The organism is Methylobacterium sp. SyP6R, assembly GCF_019216885.1.
Lineage (GTDB): Bacteria > Pseudomonadota > Alphaproteobacteria > Rhizobiales > Beijerinckiaceae > Methylobacterium.
Window position 1 is genome coordinate 3,123,990 of sequence record NZ_JAAQRC020000001.1, and the last position, 18,442, is coordinate 3,142,431.

Annotated in this window: 18 protein-coding genes and 1 tRNA gene; 7 read left to right on the forward strand and 12 right to left on the reverse strand. The window is 70.7% G+C overall.

Features of this window, described 5'->3' with window-relative positions:
- Positions 1-42: 42 nt before the first annotated feature.
- The 3 genes from HBB12_RS14450 to HBB12_RS14460 all read right to left on the reverse strand — a co-directional run bounded on the left by HBB12_RS14450 (position 43) and on the right by HBB12_RS14460 (position 2,973).
- Positions 43-621: an LOG family protein gene (locus HBB12_RS14450; RefSeq protein WP_236989989.1), complete on the reverse strand. Its 579-nt coding sequence runs from the start codon at positions 619-621 to the stop codon at positions 43-45.
- A gap of 235 nt (positions 622-856) precedes the next feature.
- Positions 857-1,963 carry a 3-isopropylmalate dehydrogenase gene (leuB, locus tag HBB12_RS14455; protein WP_236989990.1) on the reverse strand — a complete coding sequence of 369 codons (1,107 nt, stop codon included), beginning with the start codon at positions 1,961-1,963 and terminating at the stop codon, positions 857-859.
- Positions 1,964-2,031: 68 nt separating this feature from the next.
- Positions 2,032-2,973, reverse strand: coding sequence for a polyprenyl synthetase family protein (locus tag HBB12_RS14460; RefSeq protein ID WP_236989991.1), 942 nt, complete (start codon positions 2,971-2,973; stop codon positions 2,032-2,034).
- Between the two features lie 55 nt (positions 2,974-3,028).
- Between HBB12_RS14460 and mtgA the strand changes: the two genes are divergently transcribed.
- The 3 genes from mtgA to HBB12_RS14475 all read left to right on the forward strand — a co-directional run bounded on the left by mtgA (position 3,029) and on the right by HBB12_RS14475 (position 5,521).
- Complete coding sequence (gene mtgA / locus HBB12_RS14465) at positions 3,029-3,829, forward strand: monofunctional biosynthetic peptidoglycan transglycosylase (protein ID WP_272913272.1); 801 nt, start codon at positions 3,029-3,031, stop codon at positions 3,827-3,829.
- A gap of 240 nt (positions 3,830-4,069) precedes the next feature.
- Positions 4,070-5,035 carry a DUF4424 domain-containing protein gene (locus tag HBB12_RS14470; protein WP_236989992.1) on the forward strand — a complete coding sequence of 322 codons (966 nt, stop codon included), beginning with the start codon at positions 4,070-4,072 and terminating at the stop codon, positions 5,033-5,035.
- Between the two features lie 144 nt (positions 5,036-5,179).
- Entirely contained in the window at positions 5,180-5,521 is a 342-nt protein-coding gene (locus tag HBB12_RS14475; RefSeq protein ID WP_236989993.1) for a hypothetical protein, read from the forward strand.
- Between the two features lie 86 nt (positions 5,522-5,607).
- Here the strand turns inward: HBB12_RS14475 and HBB12_RS14480 are convergent, their stop codons facing one another.
- Entirely contained in the window at positions 5,608-6,849 is a 1,242-nt protein-coding gene (locus HBB12_RS14480) for an argininosuccinate synthase (protein WP_236989994.1), read from the reverse strand.
- Positions 6,850-7,038: 189 nt separating this feature from the next.
- On the opposite strand from HBB12_RS14480, the gene HBB12_RS14485 reads away from it, so the two are divergent.
- Positions 7,039-7,665: a 2-hydroxychromene-2-carboxylate isomerase gene (locus tag HBB12_RS14485; RefSeq protein ID WP_236989995.1), complete on the forward strand. Its 627-nt coding sequence runs from the start codon at positions 7,039-7,041 to the stop codon at positions 7,663-7,665.
- A gap of 104 nt (positions 7,666-7,769) precedes the next feature.
- Here HBB12_RS14485 and HBB12_RS14490 read toward each other — a convergent pair whose 3' ends face one another.
- The 5 genes from HBB12_RS14490 to HBB12_RS14510 form a co-directional block, all read right to left on the reverse strand.
- Positions 7,770-8,210: a DUF421 domain-containing protein gene (locus HBB12_RS14490; RefSeq protein WP_236989996.1), complete on the reverse strand. Its 441-nt coding sequence runs from the start codon at positions 8,208-8,210 to the stop codon at positions 7,770-7,772.
- Positions 8,211-8,212: 2 nt separating this feature from the next.
- The gene (locus HBB12_RS14495; RefSeq protein ID WP_236989997.1) at positions 8,213-8,734 is read right to left on the reverse strand and encodes a hypothetical protein; all 522 of its coding nucleotides are present in this window, start codon (positions 8,732-8,734) and stop codon (positions 8,213-8,215) included.
- A gap of 125 nt (positions 8,735-8,859) precedes the next feature.
- Positions 8,860-10,221, reverse strand: coding sequence for an MFS transporter (locus HBB12_RS14500; protein ID WP_236989998.1), 1,362 nt, complete (start codon positions 10,219-10,221; stop codon positions 8,860-8,862).
- 249 nt (positions 10,222-10,470) lie between these two features.
- The gene (locus HBB12_RS14505) at positions 10,471-11,457 is read right to left on the reverse strand and encodes a PDR/VanB family oxidoreductase (RefSeq protein WP_236989999.1); all 987 of its coding nucleotides are present in this window, start codon (positions 11,455-11,457) and stop codon (positions 10,471-10,473) included.
- 4 nt (positions 11,458-11,461) lie between these two features.
- Positions 11,462-12,565 carry an aromatic ring-hydroxylating dioxygenase subunit alpha gene (locus HBB12_RS14510; protein ID WP_236990000.1) on the reverse strand — a complete coding sequence of 368 codons (1,104 nt, stop codon included), beginning with the start codon at positions 12,563-12,565 and terminating at the stop codon, positions 11,462-11,464.
- A 567-nt stretch (positions 12,566-13,132) separates the two neighbouring features.
- Here HBB12_RS14510 and HBB12_RS14515 point away from each other — a divergent pair.
- On the forward strand, positions 13,133-14,038 hold the full coding sequence (locus HBB12_RS14515; protein ID WP_236990001.1) for a helix-turn-helix domain-containing protein: 906 nt from the start codon (positions 13,133-13,135) through the stop codon (positions 14,036-14,038).
- A gap of 65 nt (positions 14,039-14,103) precedes the next feature.
- Here HBB12_RS14515 and HBB12_RS14520 read toward each other — a convergent pair.
- Together HBB12_RS14520 and HBB12_RS14525 are read right to left on the reverse strand one after the other, a co-directional pair.
- Positions 14,104-14,179 (reverse strand) — tRNA-Asn (locus HBB12_RS14520).
- A gap of 85 nt (positions 14,180-14,264) precedes the next feature.
- Positions 14,265-14,699, reverse strand: a complete 435-nt coding sequence (locus tag HBB12_RS14525) for a hypothetical protein (RefSeq protein ID WP_236990002.1) — start codon at positions 14,697-14,699, stop codon at positions 14,265-14,267.
- Between the two features lie 200 nt (positions 14,700-14,899).
- Between HBB12_RS14525 and HBB12_RS14530 the strand changes: the two genes are divergently transcribed.
- Together HBB12_RS14530 and HBB12_RS14535 are read left to right on the forward strand one after the other, a co-directional pair.
- Positions 14,900-15,247, forward strand: a complete 348-nt coding sequence (locus HBB12_RS14530) for a hypothetical protein (RefSeq protein WP_236990003.1) — start codon at positions 14,900-14,902, stop codon at positions 15,245-15,247.
- Between the two features lie 113 nt (positions 15,248-15,360).
- Complete coding sequence (locus HBB12_RS14535; protein WP_236990004.1) at positions 15,361-17,880, forward strand: PBP1A family penicillin-binding protein; 2,520 nt, start codon at positions 15,361-15,363, stop codon at positions 17,878-17,880.
- Positions 17,881-17,883: 3 nt separating this feature from the next.
- On the opposite strand, the gene HBB12_RS14540 is transcribed toward HBB12_RS14535, so the two are convergent.
- Positions 17,884-18,426 (reverse strand): hypothetical protein, encoded by a 543-nt coding sequence (locus tag HBB12_RS14540; protein WP_236990005.1) that lies wholly within the window; start codon positions 18,424-18,426, stop codon positions 17,884-17,886.
- Positions 18,427-18,442: the final 16 nt, after the last annotated feature.

Sequence of the window (18,442 nt, forward strand, 5' to 3'; positions counted from 1 at the left end):
GCCTCGTCCCGGGAACCGCGAGTGGCTCCCGGGGAGGGGGCGCTACCGCTCCTCCGCCTTCACCCACTTGATCACCCGGGGCGGCTCGTAGGCGCGGATCCGCGCCACGAGGCCGGCCGGCTCGGTGCCGACGATCAGCATCGCCCGGTGCGGCTCGCGCACGAAGCCCTCCGCCACCACGGAGTCGAGGAAGGCCAGCAGCCCGTCGAAGAAGCCGCCGGCATTGAACACCGCGAGCGGCTTCCTGTGGTAGCCGAGCTGGGCCCAGGTCCAGACCTCGAACATCTCCTCGAAGGTGCCGAGGCCCCCCGGGAGCGCCACGAAGCCGTCGGCGAGGTCGGCCATCAGGGCCTTGCGTTCGTGCATCGAGGCGACGACGCGAAGCTGCGTCAGGCCGAGATGCGCGGTCTCCTTCTCGACGAGCGCCTGCGGGATGATGCCGGTGACCCGGCCGCCGGCGGCGAGCACGCCGTCGGCGACCGCGCCCATCAGCCCGACCTTGCCGCCGCCATAGACCAGCTCGATCCCGGTTTGAGCGAAGTGGCGCCCGAGCGCGGTCGCCGCCTCGCGGTAGAGCGGGCGGGCCCCGTCGCTGGAGCCGCAGAACACGCACAACCGCATGATGATTCTCCCTGTCGATCCGTCCGGAACCGTCCGATCGATCGTGCCGGTCTTTCTACTCCGCAACCTCATCCTGAGGTGCGGGCGATCGAAGATCGCTGAGCCTCGAAGGAGGGCTCCAGAAAGCGCTGAGATCTCTGGAGCCCTCCTTCGAGGTCAGTCCATCGTCGATGGACTGACACCTCAGGATGAGGGTGCGGGTGGGACGAGCGATGGAAAGGCGTCGCCCCGGCCCTCAGCCTCCTTGCGCCTGCAGCTCGCGCACGATGGCGTCGCCCATCTCGGTGGTTCCCACCGCGTTGGTGCCCGGCCCGGCGATGTCGCGGGTGCGGGTGCCGGCGGCGAGCGTGCGGGTGATGGCGCTCTCGAGCTGGTCGGCGGCCTCAAGGAGCCCGAACGAGTAGCGGAGCGCCATCGCCAGCGAGCCGATCATGGCGATCGGGTTGGCGAGGTTCTGGCCGGCGATGTCGGGAGCCGAGCCGTGGACGGGCTCGTAGAGGGCGCGCCGGGTGCCGTTCTCGACCGCACCGAGCGAGGCCGAGGGCAGCATCCCCAGCGAGCCGGTCAGCATCGCGGCCACGTCCGACAGGATGTCGCCGAACAGGTTGTCGGTGACGAGCACATCGTACTGCTTGGGGTTGCGCACCAGCTGCATGGCGCAGTTGTCGGCCAGGACGTGCTCCAGCCCGACGTCGGAATACTGCTCGGCATGGAGCCTGGTGACGGTCTCCTTCCAGAGCACGCCGGTCTTCATGACGTTGTGCTTCTCGGCCGAGGCGACCTTGTTGCGGCGCTTGCGGGCGAGGTCGAAGGCGACCGCGGCGATGCGCTCGATCTCGCCGGTGGTGTAGATCTGGGTATCGATCGCGCGCTTCTGGCCGTCCTCGAGGGTCACGATCTCCTTCGGCTCGCCGAAATAGACGCCGCCGGTGAGCTCGCGCACGATGACGATGTCGAGGCCCTCGACCAGCTCGCGCTTGAGCGCCGAGGCCTCGGCGAGGGCCGGGTAGCAGATCGCCGGGCGCAGGTTTGCGAACAGGCCGAGATCCTTGCGCAGGCGCAGCAGGCCCGCCTCGGGGCGCCTGGCATACGAGACGCCGGCCCATTTCGGCCCGCCGACGGCGCCGAACAGCACGGCGTCGGCGGCCTTGGCCCGGTCCATCGCGGCTTCCGAGAGCGGCACGCCGTGGGCGTCGATGGCAGCACCCCCGACGAGGTCGGTCTCGGTCTCGAACTGCGCGATGCCGGCCTTGGTGAACCAGGCCAGGACCTTGGAGACCTCGGCCGCCACTTCGGGGCCGATGCCGTCGCCGGGCAGGAGCAGGATCTTGTGCGTGGCCATGGCGTGACCTTCAAAAAGAAGAGGGGGAGAGGCGGGGGGACGGCCCCTCCGCCGGGATTTCAGGGGTTTTACGACTTGCGCGCGACGGTGAAGCGGGCGGCCTCGCAGAGCGTCGCGGCGGCCTCGCCCCAGGGCTTCAGGGCGTTCTCGCACTCGCCCACCAGGCGCTCGCACTCGGCCCGCGCCCCGTCGAGGCCGAGGCGGTCGACGAGGGTGGCCTTGCCGGCATCCTTGTCCTTGCCGGTGCGCTTGCCCATCGCCTCGGAGGAGGCCTCGCGGTCGAGGATGTCGTCGGCGACCTGGAAGGCCTGGCCCAGCGCCCGGCCGTAGGCGAGAAGGGCGCGGCGCTCCTCGGCCGAGGCGCCGCCGACGAGGGCGCCGGCATCGACCGAGAAGGCCAGGATGGCGCCGGTCTTCATCGCCTGGAGCTGGAGCGTGGCGTCGACGTCGAGGTTGGCCGGGCCGAAGCGCCCCTCCGCCCCGAGATCGAGGAGCTGGCCGCCGACCATGCCGCCGAGGCCCGACGCCCGGGCGAGGCCGAGCACCAGTTCGGAGCGGATCAGCGGATCGGCCTGCCAGGCCGGATCGGCGACGATCTCGAAGGCCAGCGTCTGGAGGGCGTCGCCGACCAGGATGGCGGTCGCCTCGTCGTACTTCTTGTGGACGGTCGGCTGGCCGCGGCGCAGGTCGTCGTCGTCCATCGCCGGCAGGTCGTCGTGGACGAGCGAGTAGCAATGGACCAGCTCGACGCCGGCGCCGGCGGCCATGGCGCCCTCGAACGGGCCGCCGAGCATCCGGGCGGTCTCGATGGCGAGGAACGGGCGCAGGCGCTTGCCGCCGTTGAGCACGGCGTGGCGCATCGCCTCCATCAGCCGGGGCGGCCGGGCGATCTCGCCCTCCTGCACCGCGTCGCCGAGGCGCTCGGCGAGGAAGCCTTCGGTGCTCTTGGCGACGGCCGCGAGCCGCGCCGTGAAATCGCCTGCCTGCGGGTATCCTGTGGTGGCGGCCATCGTATTTTCCTGGGGACGGCCCGCCGTCATGTCCTGCGGGGCCCGCGTTGACGTCATGGTGTCCTCGCATCGACGGGCACGCCGAGAGGAGGGTCGGATTCAGGAGCCGCGGGTCACGGCGGAGCGCCGGGAGGGCGTGCCGCAGCCGCTGCGGGGCTTGGTCCCGGCGGGGGCACCACCGGCGCAGGCCCGGGGTCGGCGGCTGTTGCGCGCCGTGCTCCTGGTGCCCGTGATGGTGGTCGTCCTCGTCCTGGTCCTGGCGCTCGTCTATCGCGCGCTGACCCCGCCCTCAACCCTGATGCTCGGCCGCTGGGCGACGCTCCAGCCGGTGACCCGGGAGGTGGTGGCGCTGGAGGCCATCGCCCCGGCCCTGATCCAGGGCGTCGTCGCCTCCGAGGACCAGCGCTTCTGCCTGCATGACGGCGTCGACTGGGGCGCGCTGTGGAGCGTGGTCGACGACGAGGACGGCCCGAGCCGCGGCGCCTCGACGGTGACGATGCAGACGGTGAAGAACGTCTTCCTGTGGCCGGGCCGCTCCTACCTGCGCAAGGCCCTCGAGATTCCGCTGGCGCTGCTGGTCGACGTGGTGTGGGGCAAGCGCCGGACGATGGAGATCTACCTCAACGTCGCCGAGTGGGGGGAGGGCATCTTCGGGGCGGAGGCCGCCGCCCGGCATTGGTTCGGCAAGTCGGCCCGCGACCTCACCCGGGGCGAGGCGGCCCTGCTGGTCGCCGCCCTGCCGAATCCTTTCTTGCGCAACCCGCGCCGGCCGAGCCGGGCCCTGCGGGCGCTCGCCGGGCGGATCCAGGGGCGGACGAGCGGGATCGGGGGTTTGAGCCAGTGCGTGCGGTCGTGATGGTGGCCTTGCTCAGTATCCTGAAGATATAGCGCGGTTCCCCTCTCCCACACCTTGCAGCGATACCGGGCAAGCCCGGCATCGCCTGGAGAGGGGAGCCCGCAACTTTCCTTTCAGGAAATGAGGCCGGATAAAACCTTGCAATTCCGATCGCGGGCATCATCCGATCCGCCGTAAGCGGAGCCACGCGAAGCACGGGAGTCGGCGGTGGGACACATTGGAATTCCGGGCCTTCTGGCTATGACCGCCCTCGCGCTCTCCCTGTGCGCACCGGCTCGGGCCAACGACAGCGCCGCCGCCCTCGATGCCGGCGGCCTGGTTCTGGTGCGCGACCCGGACATCACGCTGGCGAGCGAAGACCTGCGCATCGGCCTCGACCGGATCGCGGTCGATTATGTCTTCCGCAACGGCGCCGCGGCGCCGAAGACCCTGCGCATCGCCTTCCCGCTGCCGGCGATCGACGGGGCGCAACTGTCGATGAGCGCGCTCAGCCTGCCCTTCAAGGACCGGGCGAATTTCGTCGGGTTCACGGTGAGGGTGGACGGGGTGCCGGTGACGCCGCACCTCGAGGAGCGGGCCTATCTCGGCAAGAGCGAGGTAACCGGGCTTCTCGCCCGTCACGGCCTGCCGCTCAACCCGCTGCGGCGCAGGGACGTCGAGGCAGCGCTCAAGCGCCTCGCGCCGGCGGTGCTTCGGGAACTGGAGACGGCGGGTCTGATCGCGGAGGCCAAGGCCGATAGCGAGGCCCTGTGGCGCAGCGAGGCCAAGTTCCACTGGGAGCAGACCTTTCCGGCAGGACGCGAGCTGCGCGTCTCGCACGCCTACGCCCCCGTGAAGGGCAACCACCTGCTCGCGGCCGACGAGGCGGCGACGCCCGCCTACCGGGCCCGCTACTGCCTCGACGATGCCGGCCTCGCCGGGGTGCGGCGCCTGATCGCCGCCTCGCCGATGAAGGAGCAGGGCCTGACCCGGGCGGTCGAGGTGCCCTACATCGTGACGACGGCGCGCAACTGGGCCGGCCGCATCGGCCGCTTCACCCTGACGGTCGACAAGGGCAGCCCGAACGCCCTCGTGAGCCTCTGCCGCCAGGGTGTGCGCAAGACCGGGCCGACCACCTTCGTGTGGGAGGCGAAGGACTACGTGCCCGACGCCGACCTGCGCATCCTGATCGTCTCGAACGACGATGCGCTGCTCGGGATCCGGTAGGCGCCCCCTCCGAGCCGGCGAACCATCCGGCTTCCGCGCGACTTTCCGTCGAGGCCGCCCGGAACGGGGCTGGCGCGGCGGCCTTTCCCCCCGTAACACGGCCCCGCCCGCCCGTGCGGCGCGGCCCTTGAAAAGGGAAGCACGATGTTCACTCTCGAGATCGACGGCACGCCCGTCGCCATCATCCGGTCGAACGAGGAACGGGCCCGGGAGCTTCTCGAGGTCGAAGGTTTCAAGGACGACCTGCGCACCATGAAGAGCGATGGCCGTCCGCTGTGGACCGGCAAGCCCGAGTCGCTGAAGCTGCGCCCCGCCACCGAGGACGAGGTCGAGACCTTCGAGGACTCGATGGACGAGGAGGATTTCGAGGACGAGGACGAGCCCCAGGCCGCCAACGACAGCCAGGGCGAGACCGACGACGAGGACGAGGAGGACGACGTCGACATCCTGTTCCTGGTCGACATCGACGACGAGGACGAGGCGTAAGCGTCCATTCCGTGCGGCCGTCCCTTCGGGGTCGGTCGCACCGGGTATCCCGAGGCCCGCTCCGGCGACGGAGCGGGCCTTTTGCCTTACGCGCCGAGCTTGCGCTTGCGCTGGCCCAGCGTGCGCAGGCGGAGCGCATTGAGCTTGATGAAGCCCGCTGCGTCGCGGTGGTCGTAGGCGACGGCACCCTCCTCGAAGGTGACGAGGTCCTGGTCGTAGAGCGAGTTCGGGCTCTCGCGGCCGATGACGTGGACGCCGCCCTTGTAGAGCTTCAGCCGCACCGTGCCGGTGACCATCTCCTGGCTCTTGTCGATCAGGGCCTGGAGCATCTCGCGCTCCGGCGAGAACCAGAAGCCGTTGTAGATCAGCTCGGCGTAGCGCGGCATCAGCTCGTCCTTGAGATGGGCCGCGCCGCGGTCGAGGGTGATCGACTCGATCGCCCGGTGGGCCGGCAGCAGGATGGTGCCGCCGGGGGTCTCGTACATGCCGCGGCTCTTCATGCCGACGAAGCGGTTCTCGACGAGGTCGAGGCGGCCGATGCCGTTGGCCCGTCCCAGCTCGTTGAGCCTGGCGAGCAAGGTGGCCGGCGACAGATTTTCACCGTCGATCGAGACCGCGTCGCCGCGCTCGAAGCCGATGGTGATGATTGTCGGGGTGTCCGGCGCCTCCTCGGGCGACAGGGTGCGCGAATAGACGTAATCCGGCACGTCCTGCGCCGGGTCCTCCAGCACCTTGCCCTCCGACGAGGCGTGCAGGAGGTTGGCGTCGACCGAGAACGGCGCCTCGCCGCGCTTGTCCTTGGCGATCGGGATCTGGTGCTGCTCGGCGAAGGCGATCAGCGATTCGCGCGAGCGGAAATCCCATTCGCGCCAGGGGGCGATCACCGTCACGTCGGGCTTCAGCGCGTAGTAGCCGAGCTCGAACCGGACCTGGTCGTTGCCCTTGCCGGTGGCGCCGTGGGACACGGCATCGGCGCCCACCCGCTCGGCGATCTCGATCTGCTTCTTGGCGATCAGGGGCCGGGCGATCGAGGTGCCGAGCAGATAGATGCCCTCGTACTGGGCGTTGGCCCGGAACATCGGGAAGACGTAGTCGCGGACGAATTCCTCGCGCAGGTCCTCGATGAAGATGTTTTCCGGCTTGATGCCGAGCAGCTCCGCCTTGGCGCGGGCCGGCTCCAACTCCTCGCCCTGGCCGAGATCGGCGGTGAACGTCACCACCTCGCAGCCGTAGGTGGTCTGGAGCCACTTGAGGATGATCGAGGTGTCGAGGCCGCCCGAGTAGGCGAGCACGACCTTCTTCACGCGCTTCTGGGGCTGGTCGGACATGCGGGGCGGGCCTTACGGTGATGGAGAACGGATGAACCGCGGGGGCTTACCAGCCCGGCCCGGCCCCGTGCAACCGCGCTCCGTAAGTTCCCTCGCCCGCCCGTGGCGAAGCGACGCCCGTGGCGACGCTTGTGGGCGGGGCCCGCGGACGCGAAGGTGACGCATCGGTCCGTTGTGAAGAGGGGTGCGATGGCGCGCCGGCCCACGCTCGAATTCTGGTTCGAGTTCGCATCCACCTATTCCTACCTCGCCGCGATGCGGATCGAGGCCCTGGCCGAGGCGGCCGGGGTGACCTTGCGCTGGCGCCCGTTCCTGCTCGGGCCGGTCTTCGCGGCGCAAGGCTGGACGTCGTCGCCGTTCAACCTCTTCCCGGCCAAGGGCCGCCACATGTGGCGGGATCTGGCCCGCGAGGCCGCCCGCCTCGGCCTGCCGCCGGTCGTGAAGCCCGAGAGCTTCCCGCAGAACAGCCTCGCGGCGACCCGGGTCGCGGTCCACGGCGCCGAGGAGCCGTGGATCGGCGCCTATGTGCGGGCGGTCTACCAATCCGAGTTCGCCCGCGGCCGGTCGATCGCCGAGCCGGCCGCGATCTCGGCCCTCCTCAACGGCCTCGGCCTCGACGGCCCGGCGCTGATCCGCGCCGCGACCCAGGAGCCGGTGAAGAGCCGCCTGCGTTCGATCGGCGAGGAGGCCAAGTCCCGCGGCCTGTTCGGTGCCCCGAGCTTCCTCACCGAGGACGGCGAGCTGTTCTGGGGCAACGACCGTCTGGAACAGGCCCTGGCCTGGGCGGTGGGGGAGCGGCCGGCGGGCTTGCGCTAGAGCGCTTCACGATCGCGTTGCAATCGCGAAGCTCCAGGCCTTTGTTTTGACGCATTTTCTCCGACGAACCGGTGTTCACTTCGTCGGAAAATACTCTGAAGGCCCTATTCCTTCTCCAAGATCGACACCGTGCCGTCGCGCTCGACGATCGCGACCGCGACCTTGTCGAGGTCGTCGAGCTTCTCCTGGCGGGCGGCGGTGCGGATATCGGCCTGCTGCATGCGCAGGCGGCGCATCGCGGTCTCGTTCCAGCGGCCGTCGCGGAACACCACGATCGGCGTGCCGTCGACGATGCGTTCGAACCAGACGAAGCGCAGCTTCAGCCACGACACCGCGACATGCATCAGGCCGACGGTGAAGAGGGCGCTCATCGCGCCGACGAAGGAGCGGTCGTCGCCCAGCACGGCGCTGACCGAGAGGCCGCCGAACAGGAACAGCACGACCATGTCGATCGGTGCCTGCTGGCTCGCGGTGCGGCGCCCGATCAGCCGGATCACGAACAGCACGATGACGTAGGCCGCGGCGGCCTTGAGGACGGTGTTCATCTCTAAGGCACCGCGAATTGCGACCAGGATAATGTCTCGCCTTGGTCGAGGCGAGCGGTGAGGTTCACGCCGCCGCGGAAGCTCGGCGAGCCGGTGAAGCGGATCACCGCGTGGGTCTCCCCCGGGATCACCGGGAAGACGAGGCGGATGCCGGCGCCGGCGGCCTGCCAGCTCTCCGGCCGCGGCGTGATGCTCTCGAGGCCGAACAGGTCGACGAGTTCCTTGGCGATCGTCACCGCGACCTCGTCGCCGCCGGGCGGGACCCGGGTGTCGAGGCGCACGATCGTCGGCGCCCCGAAGCGGGCCACCGGCTCGTAGTGGATCACGATCGACCCGTCGCGGTTCGCCCGGGTGTGCTCGCTGAAGGGGCCGCGCCCGAGAAGGCCCAACGCGCAGACGCCCACGAAGGCCAGCATCAGCCAGCGCCCGGCGAGCTCGGCCCGGCGCCAGCGATCCTCGAAGGCGGGATAGAAGCCGGCGGCGATCTCGTCGCGCATCGGCGGATCGTCATGGATGACCTTCACGGAGCCCTCTCGCCGCGCGCCCGGTTGCGAGGGATCTCGCAAGGATCGCACGCGGCGAGATAGTGCCCTCGCGTCAGCCGGCCATCGTCCGCGCGGGGATTGCGTCTCCGCCGCCGGCTCGACGCTCACCCCCGTGCGATCGACGCCACCCCCGTCACCGACCGCGGCGACGGCTCCTCGGCCGCGACCCAGCGCAGGCAGAACGCCGCCACGAGCATCGGCAGGGCGAGCGCCAGGCAGTACTCCGCCCGCTCCCAGCCCGCCGCCATCAGCATGCCGGCGAGGCCTGGGCCGGTGACGGCGCCGAGGCGTCCGACGCTCATGGCGAGCCCGGTGCCGGTGGTCCGCACCGGGGCCGGGAAGATCGGCGGCACCACCGCGTACATCGCGTTGATCGAGCCGTAGAGGCAGAAGCCGATGAAGAGGGTAGCGGCGAGCAGCGCCGCGGGCGTCGCCGGAACCTGGCCGAAGAGCGTGGCGGCGACGAAGAGCCCGGCCATGAAGGCGGCGGCGAGCCGGCGCGTCCCGGTCCGGCGGGCGACGAAGCCGAACAGCAGGCAGCCGGCGGCGCCGCCGAGATTCATCAGCATCGCCCCCGAGATGCCGCCGCTGACGCTGAGCCCCAGCTCGGTCAGCACCTTCGGGGTCCAGCTCAGGAAGAAGTAGCAGGTCGTCATCACGCAGAAATATGCCGCGCAGGCCGCGAGCGTCCGGGCACGGTAGGGTGGCCGTGCGATGGCCGCGAGGCTGGCGCCGGTCTCGGCTTCGGCCCGCGAGGGAGCCGGCAGGGCGCCGAGCGCCGGGCGTCCGAGGCGCGCCAGCACCCGGTTGACCTTCGCCAGTGCCCCGGCCGGACGGCGGCCGATGAGGTAATCGAGGGATTCCGGTAGGAAGGCCAGAACGGCCGGCACGAGGGCCAGCGCCACGAGGCCGCCGAAGACATAGACCGAGCGCCAGCCAAAGGCCCCGATCAGGTAGACCGAGAACGCGCCCCCGAGGGTCGCGCCGATCGGATAGCCCAGCGACATCAGCGAGATCGACAGGTTGCGCCAGCGGTCGGTGGCGTATTCGGCCACCACGATGTTGACGGTGGCCAAGCCCCCGCCGATGCCGAGCCCGGTGAACAGCCGCACCAGGGCGAGTTCGGTCAGCGTGCGGGTCGCGGCCGCCGCCAGCATGCCGATGCACAGAATGGCGAGGCAGACGAGCACCGTGGTGCGCCGGCCGAGGCGGTCGCTCAACGGGGCGATCAGCAGGGCGCCGAGCCCCATCCCGGCGAGCCCGGCGCTGAACAGGAGACCGAGATCGGTGGGTTTCAGGGCGAAGTCCTTGGCGATCGAGGCCGCCGTGAAGGCGACGACCAGCACGTCGAAGCCGTCGAGCGCGCAGATCAGCACGCAGACCGCGACGGCAGCGACCTGGAACGGGGTCATGGCGCCCTGGCGGATGGCGGGGCGGGGGTCGGATGTGTCCTGTGCGGTGACCAAGGTTGTCCTCCCGAAGACTTGGATTATCGTTTTTTTGAATATGGCGCGGGGCGTGACACCCTCTGCGTCATCCCGGGGCCGCGCAGCGGAACCCGGGATCCATAACCGCTGACGATGCAGGACAAGGCGGAAGGCTTGTCGCCTCGTTCGGCAACGTCATCCCGGGTTCTCGACTTCGCCGAGCCCCGGGATCACGTTGGAGTTCTGAGAGAAGTCGCGGTTCGACTGGCTTTCGTCGAACCGTCCGCCTCACCCCGCACGATCCGCCGTATCGATGGTGATCCCGCCGCCCACCACCCGCGACACGCAGGTGCAGAGCTGCGCGTTCGTCGCCTTCTGGGCGTCGCTGAAGAACACGTCGCGGTGATCGACGGTGCCGTCGGTGTCCAGGATCTTCACCGTGCACAACCCGCATTCGCCACGCCGGCAATCGTGGATCATGCCCACACCCGCCGCCTCCAGCGCTTCCAGCATGGTCTGGTGGCGCGGGACGACGATCTCCCGGGACAGGCGCGGGATGCGGACCGTGAACGCCTCGGCGGCGTGGCGGCCGCCGGTGCCGAAGGTCTCGAACCGCAGGCCTTGGGCCGGGCGGCCCGCCTCCGCCCAGGCCCGGCGGCCCGCCTCCATCATCCCGAGAGGGCCGCAGAGATAGGCCTCGCCGCCGGGCGGCAGGTCCGCGATCGCTGCCGCGAGGTCGATCCGCCCGCCCTCCTCGTCGGTGAAGGTACGGAGCCTTTCGCCGATCCGTGCCCGCAGGTCGTCGGCGAGAGCCAGGTCCTGCGGGGTCCGTGCCGCGTAGAGCAGATGGAACGGCGCCCCGGCGCGGTGCAGGGCCAGGGCCATGGCGTGCAGCGGCGTGATGCCGATGCCGCCGGCGACGAGCAGGTAGCCGGGCCGGCCGGGGGTGAGGCCGAAATGATTGCGTGGGCCGGAGATGCTGAGGCGCGCGCCGGGTTCCAGCCCGTGCATGTAGGCCGAGCCGCCGCGGCTGTCGGGCAGGCGCTTCACGGCGATGCGGTAGAGCCCGTCGGCGCCGGAATCGAGGAGCGAGTAGGAGCGGGTATCCGGCCGCTCGCCGATCATCACCGCCACCCCGAGATGGCTGCCGGGCGGGGCTGGTGCCCCGGGAGAGGCCTGCTCGATCTCCGAGGGCTCGATCTCGAAGAGGCGGATATCGGGCGTCAGCGCCCGGGTGGCGCGCAGGCGCGCCGGCTGCCAGTCGGTCGCGGCCATGGCACTATTCCGCCGCGATGCCGACGGACGGGGTCGCCTTGGCCGGATCATTCTTGCTGGGAGCTCGGCCCTCCTTCGCCATCATGCCGTCGATCAGGCGGTGGGCCCAGAGCGCGCCGGCATCGATGTTGAGGTTGTAGAACGGCTGGCGCGGCTGGCGGTCGATCGCCCGTTGCTGGGCCTCCAGCACGTCGTGATCCTGGTCGTAGACGCCCTTGCCGTCGTTGACGTGGGCGCGGTTGAGGCTCTTCGTCAGTTCCTCGTCGTCGGTGCGCCAGCTGCGCACGAAGTTCCAGAAATAATGGCAGCTCGTCGCGGTCTCAGGCGTAATGGCCGCCAGGAAGAAGCCGTTGACGCCCTGGGACCGGTCGCCCTGACGCGCGCCTGTGCCGGCGAGCGCCACCCCGACGTCGCCCGCCACCACCGTCGGCGCCTCGAACCGGATGATCTGCCAGCGATCGACATGGCCGGGCTTGCCGAGGTTGCGCGCCCAGAACGGCGGCGGCTCGATGTTCTCCATCCAGCGCTCGACCGTGACGCAGGTGTCGGTATGCGTCACCTCGAACGGGCTGCGGGTGATCGCGTCGTCGCCGATGCTGCCGGCATGGACGTAGGTCTCGTGGGTCAGGTCCATCAGGTTATCGATGACCAGCCGGTAGTTGCACTTCAGGCCGTAGAAGGTGCCGCCCTCGCCGACCCACGGCGCGTCGCTGTTCCAGTGGAAGTCCGGCACGAGGTCGGGATCGGCCAGAGCCGGGTCGCCCATCCAGAGCCAGATCAGGCGGTAGCGCTCCACCGCCGGGAAGGCGCGCACGCAGGCCGAGGGGTTGATGGTCTCCTGCGCCGGCATGAAGGTGCAGCGGCCGGACGCGTCGAAGACGAGCCCGTGATAGCCGCACATCACCTGGTCGCCCTTGAGGTGGCCGAGCGACAGCGGCAGCAGCCGGTGCCAGCAGGCATCCTCGAGCGCCGCGACGGCGCCGTCGGTGCGGCGGTAGAGCACCACGTCCTTGTCGCAGATCCGGCGCGGCGTCAGCGCGCGGCCGATCTCGTGGTCCCAGGCGGCGGCGTACCAGGCGTTCAGGGGGAAGCCCTTGGCGTCCGTCATCGTTCTCTCCCTCGTCGCGTCGGCCTCGCGGGTCTTTTCGCCTCGCTGACGGTCCGGTCGTGCGGCGATTGGGCTTGGCCGTATCGGGTCGCCGGGCGGATCGCCCGGAAGCGTCCGACGGTCGGCTGGCCGGTGTTGCGCCGCACACAGGTTTCGCGTGCCGGATCAGCAGTTTGGAACTGGTCCGGTTCGACGCTCGGACGCTACCTGCCAGGGCGGGGGCCGGCCATGGACGGGCGCCGGAATTTCTTGGACGGATCTGGTGCGGGGCGTTAGCTTCAATGGGGCTCTCCGGTGAAGAAGGGCCGCGGGTTTTCTCCTCTCCCCGCGGGCGGGGAGAGGGCTGCGGACCCCTTGTCGGGTCCGTAGCAAGCGGAGGCGAAGCCGGAGCGAGGGTGAGGGGGTATCTCCGGATGAGACTCCTCCGGCACCACCCCCTCACCCTCGGCTATCGCCTCGCTGCGTCCCCTGAACGGGGACGCAGCCCTCTCCCCGCCCGCGGGGAGAGGAGACACTCGCGCCTTTTCTTTTCCGCCACGACTCTGCCATGGGCGGGAGGAGACAACGATGCAGACGCACCGCGAGCGGCCGATCCCGGTCTTTCGCCTCTACGGCGAGACCGCCGAGGCGACGGTGCCGAGCTTCGTCCATGCCGAGCGGATCGGCACCAGCGCGGCCCTGCACGATTGGGAGATCGCACCCCACCGCCACGGCGCGCTGACGCAGGGGCTCGTCGTCACGCGCGGCCACGGCGCCCTGTCGCTCGATGCGCGGCGCGAGGAATTCTGCGCGCCCTGGCTGATCTGGGTACCGTCGGGAGTGGTGCACGCCTTCTCGTTCCGGCCCGGCACCGACGGCGTGGTCCTGTCGCTCGCCGACGACTTCCTCGCCGCTTTGCTCGATCCCGACCCGGACGCGGCCCGCCTGCGCGATGCCGCCGAGGCGACGTTCAGCGGCCGGCCGGGCTCGCCGGAGGAGATCGACCTCGATCTCGCGAATCTCGTCGAGACCCTGATGCGGGAAGCCTCCGGCGCCTTGCCGGGAGCGGCGAGCGCGGTGGCGGCCTTGGTCAAGCTCCTGGTCGTCGGCGTGCTGCGCACCCGGGCCGCGCGCTCGATCACCGAGCCGGCGGCCCTCGCGCGGGCCGACCTGCACCGCCGCTTCCGTCGGCTGGTCGAGGCGCATTTGCGCGAGGGCTGGCCGGTCGCCCGCTTCGCCGCGTCGCTCGGCGTCAGCCCGGACCGGCTGCACGCGGCCTGCACCGAGGCGGTGCGGCGCTCGCCGCAGGGCATCCTGCACGACCGGCTGATGCTCGAGGCCAAGCGCAGCCTGATCTACACCACGCTGCCGGTCTCGAAGATCGCCTTCGATCTCGGCTTCAACGATCCGGCGTATTTCTCGCGGTTCTTCGCGGCGCGGGCGGGCATGAGCCCGGCGGCGTTCCGGCGGACGAGTCGGGGAGGGGAGGGCTGACGGCCGGATCGTCGAGCGGGCGCAGAGGTATCGCCCCAGGATCCAACATCATGTCAGAAGGAGAATGGCTCCCCGAGTAGGACTCGAACCTACGACAAGGCGATTAACAGTCGCCTGCTCTACCAACTGAGCTATCGGGGAACGTTTCTGGCCGGCGCCCTCGCTGGCCGCCGACGAGGGCTTCTTAGCCAGTTCATTTCGGGAGCGCAACCCCGGTTGCCGTGCTTCAGCGCGGCGGGCAGGCCGGGCCGAACGGACCGACCGTCAGGTCGCCCTGGCGGGGGTCGTTGAGCACGAACGGCTCGGTTCCGCCCTGGCCGAAACCCATCAGGCCGAGATCGTAGTAGCAGCGGTCGATGATCGCCGTGAACGTGTAGCTGTCCTGCGCCACCGGCGGCCCGACCGGGACGAGGCGCCCGCGCGGTCCGCGTCCCGTGCAATAGGTCGCGATGTCGACCCGGCCCGGCGCCATCATGCGGATCGAGCGCGAGGAATGGGGCGGGATGCCGACGCTGGGGCCGCCGTTGCGGCTCGCCATCGCGAAGTAGGGCGAGCGGTTGATGACCCGCCGGACGCAGCCGGCCTCCGCCGCGCTGATGCCGGCCACGAGCAACGCCGCCGCCGCCGACCACCGATAGAGCCGCTTCATGCCCGGCCGCATGGCATACCTCTCCGTCCAGACGCGCAGGAACGCGTGACACTCCCAACCTAACGCATCGCCGCGCAACGGCCAGGCTTGGGATTGCGCACACCTCTGACGCGGGAACGGAACGGCAGAGCTTGGCGTTGAGTTCCGGTCTTCGTGCGGGGCGGCATTCCGGTGTCGCGCCGCGCCGCCTGGATCCACCGCCCGGAGCCCCGATGCGCATTCGTACCCTGCTGCTGGCCTTCCTGCTGCTCACCGGCCTCGGCGGCCTCGCCGGCGCCTCGCCGCTGATGCCGAGTGCCGCGGTCACCACCGCCCTCGACCAGCCCTCCACGGTCGAGACCGTGCGCTGGCGTCGCCACCGCCACTGGCACCGGCGGCACTGGCATCGCCGCCACTGGCACCACCGCCGCCATTATCGCCGGCACTGGCATCACCGGCGCCATTGGCACCATCGCCGCCATTACGGGCGCCACCAGTATCGCCGCCACCGGCAGGTGCACCGCCTGCATTTCAGCCGCCCGGCCGCTGCTCGTCCGGCGCGCTGGATCGAGCCGCGCTGAACGGATCGGCGTCGGCGGACCGACGCCGATCCGTTGAGACCCTTGGTTTTCTCGCAGGATTCGCATGACCGGCGACCGCTTTTGCGAATCCTGCTTAGGTCGGATGCTGAGCCTTGACTGAGCGGTCGCCCGAACCCGGATCCGATGGACGCAACCGCGACTGGCTCGACCTCGGAGGGGCGGCCAAGCCGGCCGCTCAGTCGGGAGGGCAGCCTGCGGGAGCGAAGCCCGGGAGCCGGTCCGAGGGCCTGTTCGCGGGATTCTCCCGTGCTGTTGCAGGATTCGGCGCCCGCATCGGGCCGGCCGCACGCTCGGGCTTCTCGACGGTGCGGGCGGGCGCCGGTCGCTTCGCCGACCATCCCGCCACCCGCCGCGCCGCCGCCGCCACGGCGGCGGCCTGGAAGCCGGTGGCCGCCGTCGCCCGGCGCGTGCCGTGGCTGCGACTGACGGCGGGCACCGCCGCGCTCGCGGTCGGCCTCGTCCTCGCCTATACGGTCTATGCGCTTGCGACCCTGCCGGTGAATGGCGGGCTCACGGTCGAGCCCACTGCTTCCGCCCTGGTGGTCAAGGCCGCCGACGGGCAGGCCTTCGCCACCCGCGGCGTCATCAAGGGGGCGAAGCTGTCGCCCAAGGAGGTGCCGCCGGTCCTCGCCAAGGCGATCGTGGCGATCGAGGATCGCCGCTTCTACGAGCATCACGGCATCGACCTGCGCGGGCTGGTGCGGGCGGCCTTCCGCAACGCTGCCGCCGGCGGTACCCGCGAGGGCGGCTCGACCCTGACGCAGCAGCTCGTGCGGATGAGCTACCTGTCGCAGGACCGTACCTTGAAGCGGAAGGTGCAGGAGGCGGTCCTGGCCCTGTGGCTGGAATCGCAGCTGCCGAAGGACGAGATCCTCACCCGCTATCTCAACGCCGCCTATTTCGGCGCCGGCGTCTACGGCGCCGATGCGGCCTCGCAGCGCTATTTCGGCAAGCCGGCCAAGGATTTGACGCTCAGCGAGGCGGCCATGCTGGCGGGCTTGGTGCGGGCGCCCTCGCAGCTCGCCCCCCACCGCAACCTCGACGGGGCGCGGGGCCGCGCCGCCCAGGTGCTCGACGCCATGGTGGAGACCGGCGCGGCCACGAAGGCAGAGGCCGACGCGGCCAAGCGCGCCCCCGCCACCGTCCGGGTGCCGACGGAGACGCCGGTCGGCACCAACTACTTCGTCGACGGCGTCGCCGAGTCGGTCCGCGGGCTGATCGGCGCCGGGCCGGCGGACGCGACGGTCCGCACCACCCTCGACCTGACGCTCCAGAACATCGCCGAGAGCGTGCTCGCCCGCCGCCTCGACCAGGACGGCGAGCGCCGCAAGGTCTCGCAGGGCGCGGTGGTGGCGATGTCGACCGACGGGGCGATCCTGGCGATGGTGGGCGGGCGCGACTATGCCGACAGCCAGTTCAACCGCGTCACCCAGGCCAAGCGCCAGCCGGGCTCGCTGTTCAAGCTGTTCGTCTACCTGACGGCGATGCGCCAGGGCTACCGGCCGGATTCGACGATGATGGACAGGCCGACCCAGATCGGCGAATGGGAGCCGGAGAATTACGGCGGGCGCTATCGCGGCGCGGTCACCCTGCGCACCGCCTTCGCCCATTCGATCAACACCGTGGCGGTGCAGCTCGCCGAGGCGGTGGGGATGCCGGCGGTGATCGAGACGGCCCGCGGCCTCGGCGTCACCTCGGACCTGCCGAACCTGCCGAGCCTCGCCCTCGGCTCGGCCGAGACGACCTTGCTGGAGATGACCCGCGCCTACGCCGCGGTGGCGGCGGGCGCCGAGAGCATCGAGCCCTACATGGTCCGCCAGATCCTCGCCCGCGACCAGACGCTGTATAACAGGCCGCAGACCCCGCCGACGCCCGCCCGCGACCAGGCGGCGCGCACCGCGATGCTCGATCTGCTCAGCGCCGTGGTGCGGGAGGGAACCGGCAAGAACGCCCGGGTGTCGATCCCGGCCGGGGGCAAGACCGGCACCACCCAGGACAGCCGCGACGCCTGGTTCGTCGGCTTTGCCGGCGACCTGGTGGTGGGCGTCTGGCTCGGCAACGACGACAATTCGCCGATGGCCGGCGTCACCGGCGGCGACATGCCGGCCCTGATCTGGCACGATTTCGTCACCCAGGCGCTGGCGGCCCGGGCCAAGGCGGGCAAGGTCGAGACCGGCAAGAATGAGACCGGCAAGCCCGAGGCGCGTGCCGCCCCGGCGCCGCGGCCGGAGACGGCGAGCATCGCCGAGCCGGATGCCGATCCCCGGACCCTGAACGATCGCGATCCCGTGGGTCGCGCGGTGCTGCGGGGCAGCCCGGCGGTGGTCGATACCGGCACCCTCGATTTCGACGGGCGCACGGTGCGGCTCGTCGGGGTCGACGGCCTGTCCGGCCGCAACGCCCGCGAGCTCGGCCGCTACCTGCGCCGGCGCGACGTCGCCTGCGCACCGGCGGGGGAGGGTAGCGCCTATCGCTGCTCCCTCGACGGGAAGGACCTGTCCGAGCTGATCCTGTTCAACGGCGGCGGCCGCGCCAGCGCCGATGCCACGCCGGACCTGCTCGCCGCAGAGGAGCAGGCGCGCTCGAACCGGATCGGGATCTGGCGGCGGTAGTTCTCAGCCTTTCAGGCAGGGCGCCAGCGCCGCCTTGAGCCGGTCGGCGTCCGATGTGCTGATCGGCACCGTGACCACGATCGGGTCGTCGCCCTTGCGCGGGCTCTCCTGGCGCCAGCGCAAGGTTCCCGGTCCGGCGCCGACGGAAGCGGCGACCGCCCTGACCCGCTTCAGCTCGGCCGCTTCACCACTTAGGGACGCGCCGGTCCCGAGCGTGAAGGACGTGCCGTCGATCGCGATGGAGCCATTCGCCGACAGGCGCACGCTTTGCGCGACAGTGATCTCGGTCAGCGGCTTGCGGGTGCCCGTGGGACCCTCGAAGGCGCCGAAGTCGAAGCGCTTCTCCAGGGCCTCGAAATTCGGGATGTCGAAGCCGAGACCCAGGCTTCCGGTCTCGGTACGCGACCGCGATGGGGTGCAACTGAACGTCACCGCGATCTCACGGCTCTCGGGGCCGATCGCCGCCTTGCCGGGCAGCTTCACCTCGGTGGCCAGGGCGGCACCGCTCCAGGCCAGGCAGGACGCCAGCAGGGCAGATCTCAGCATCGTCGTCACCGGTCGC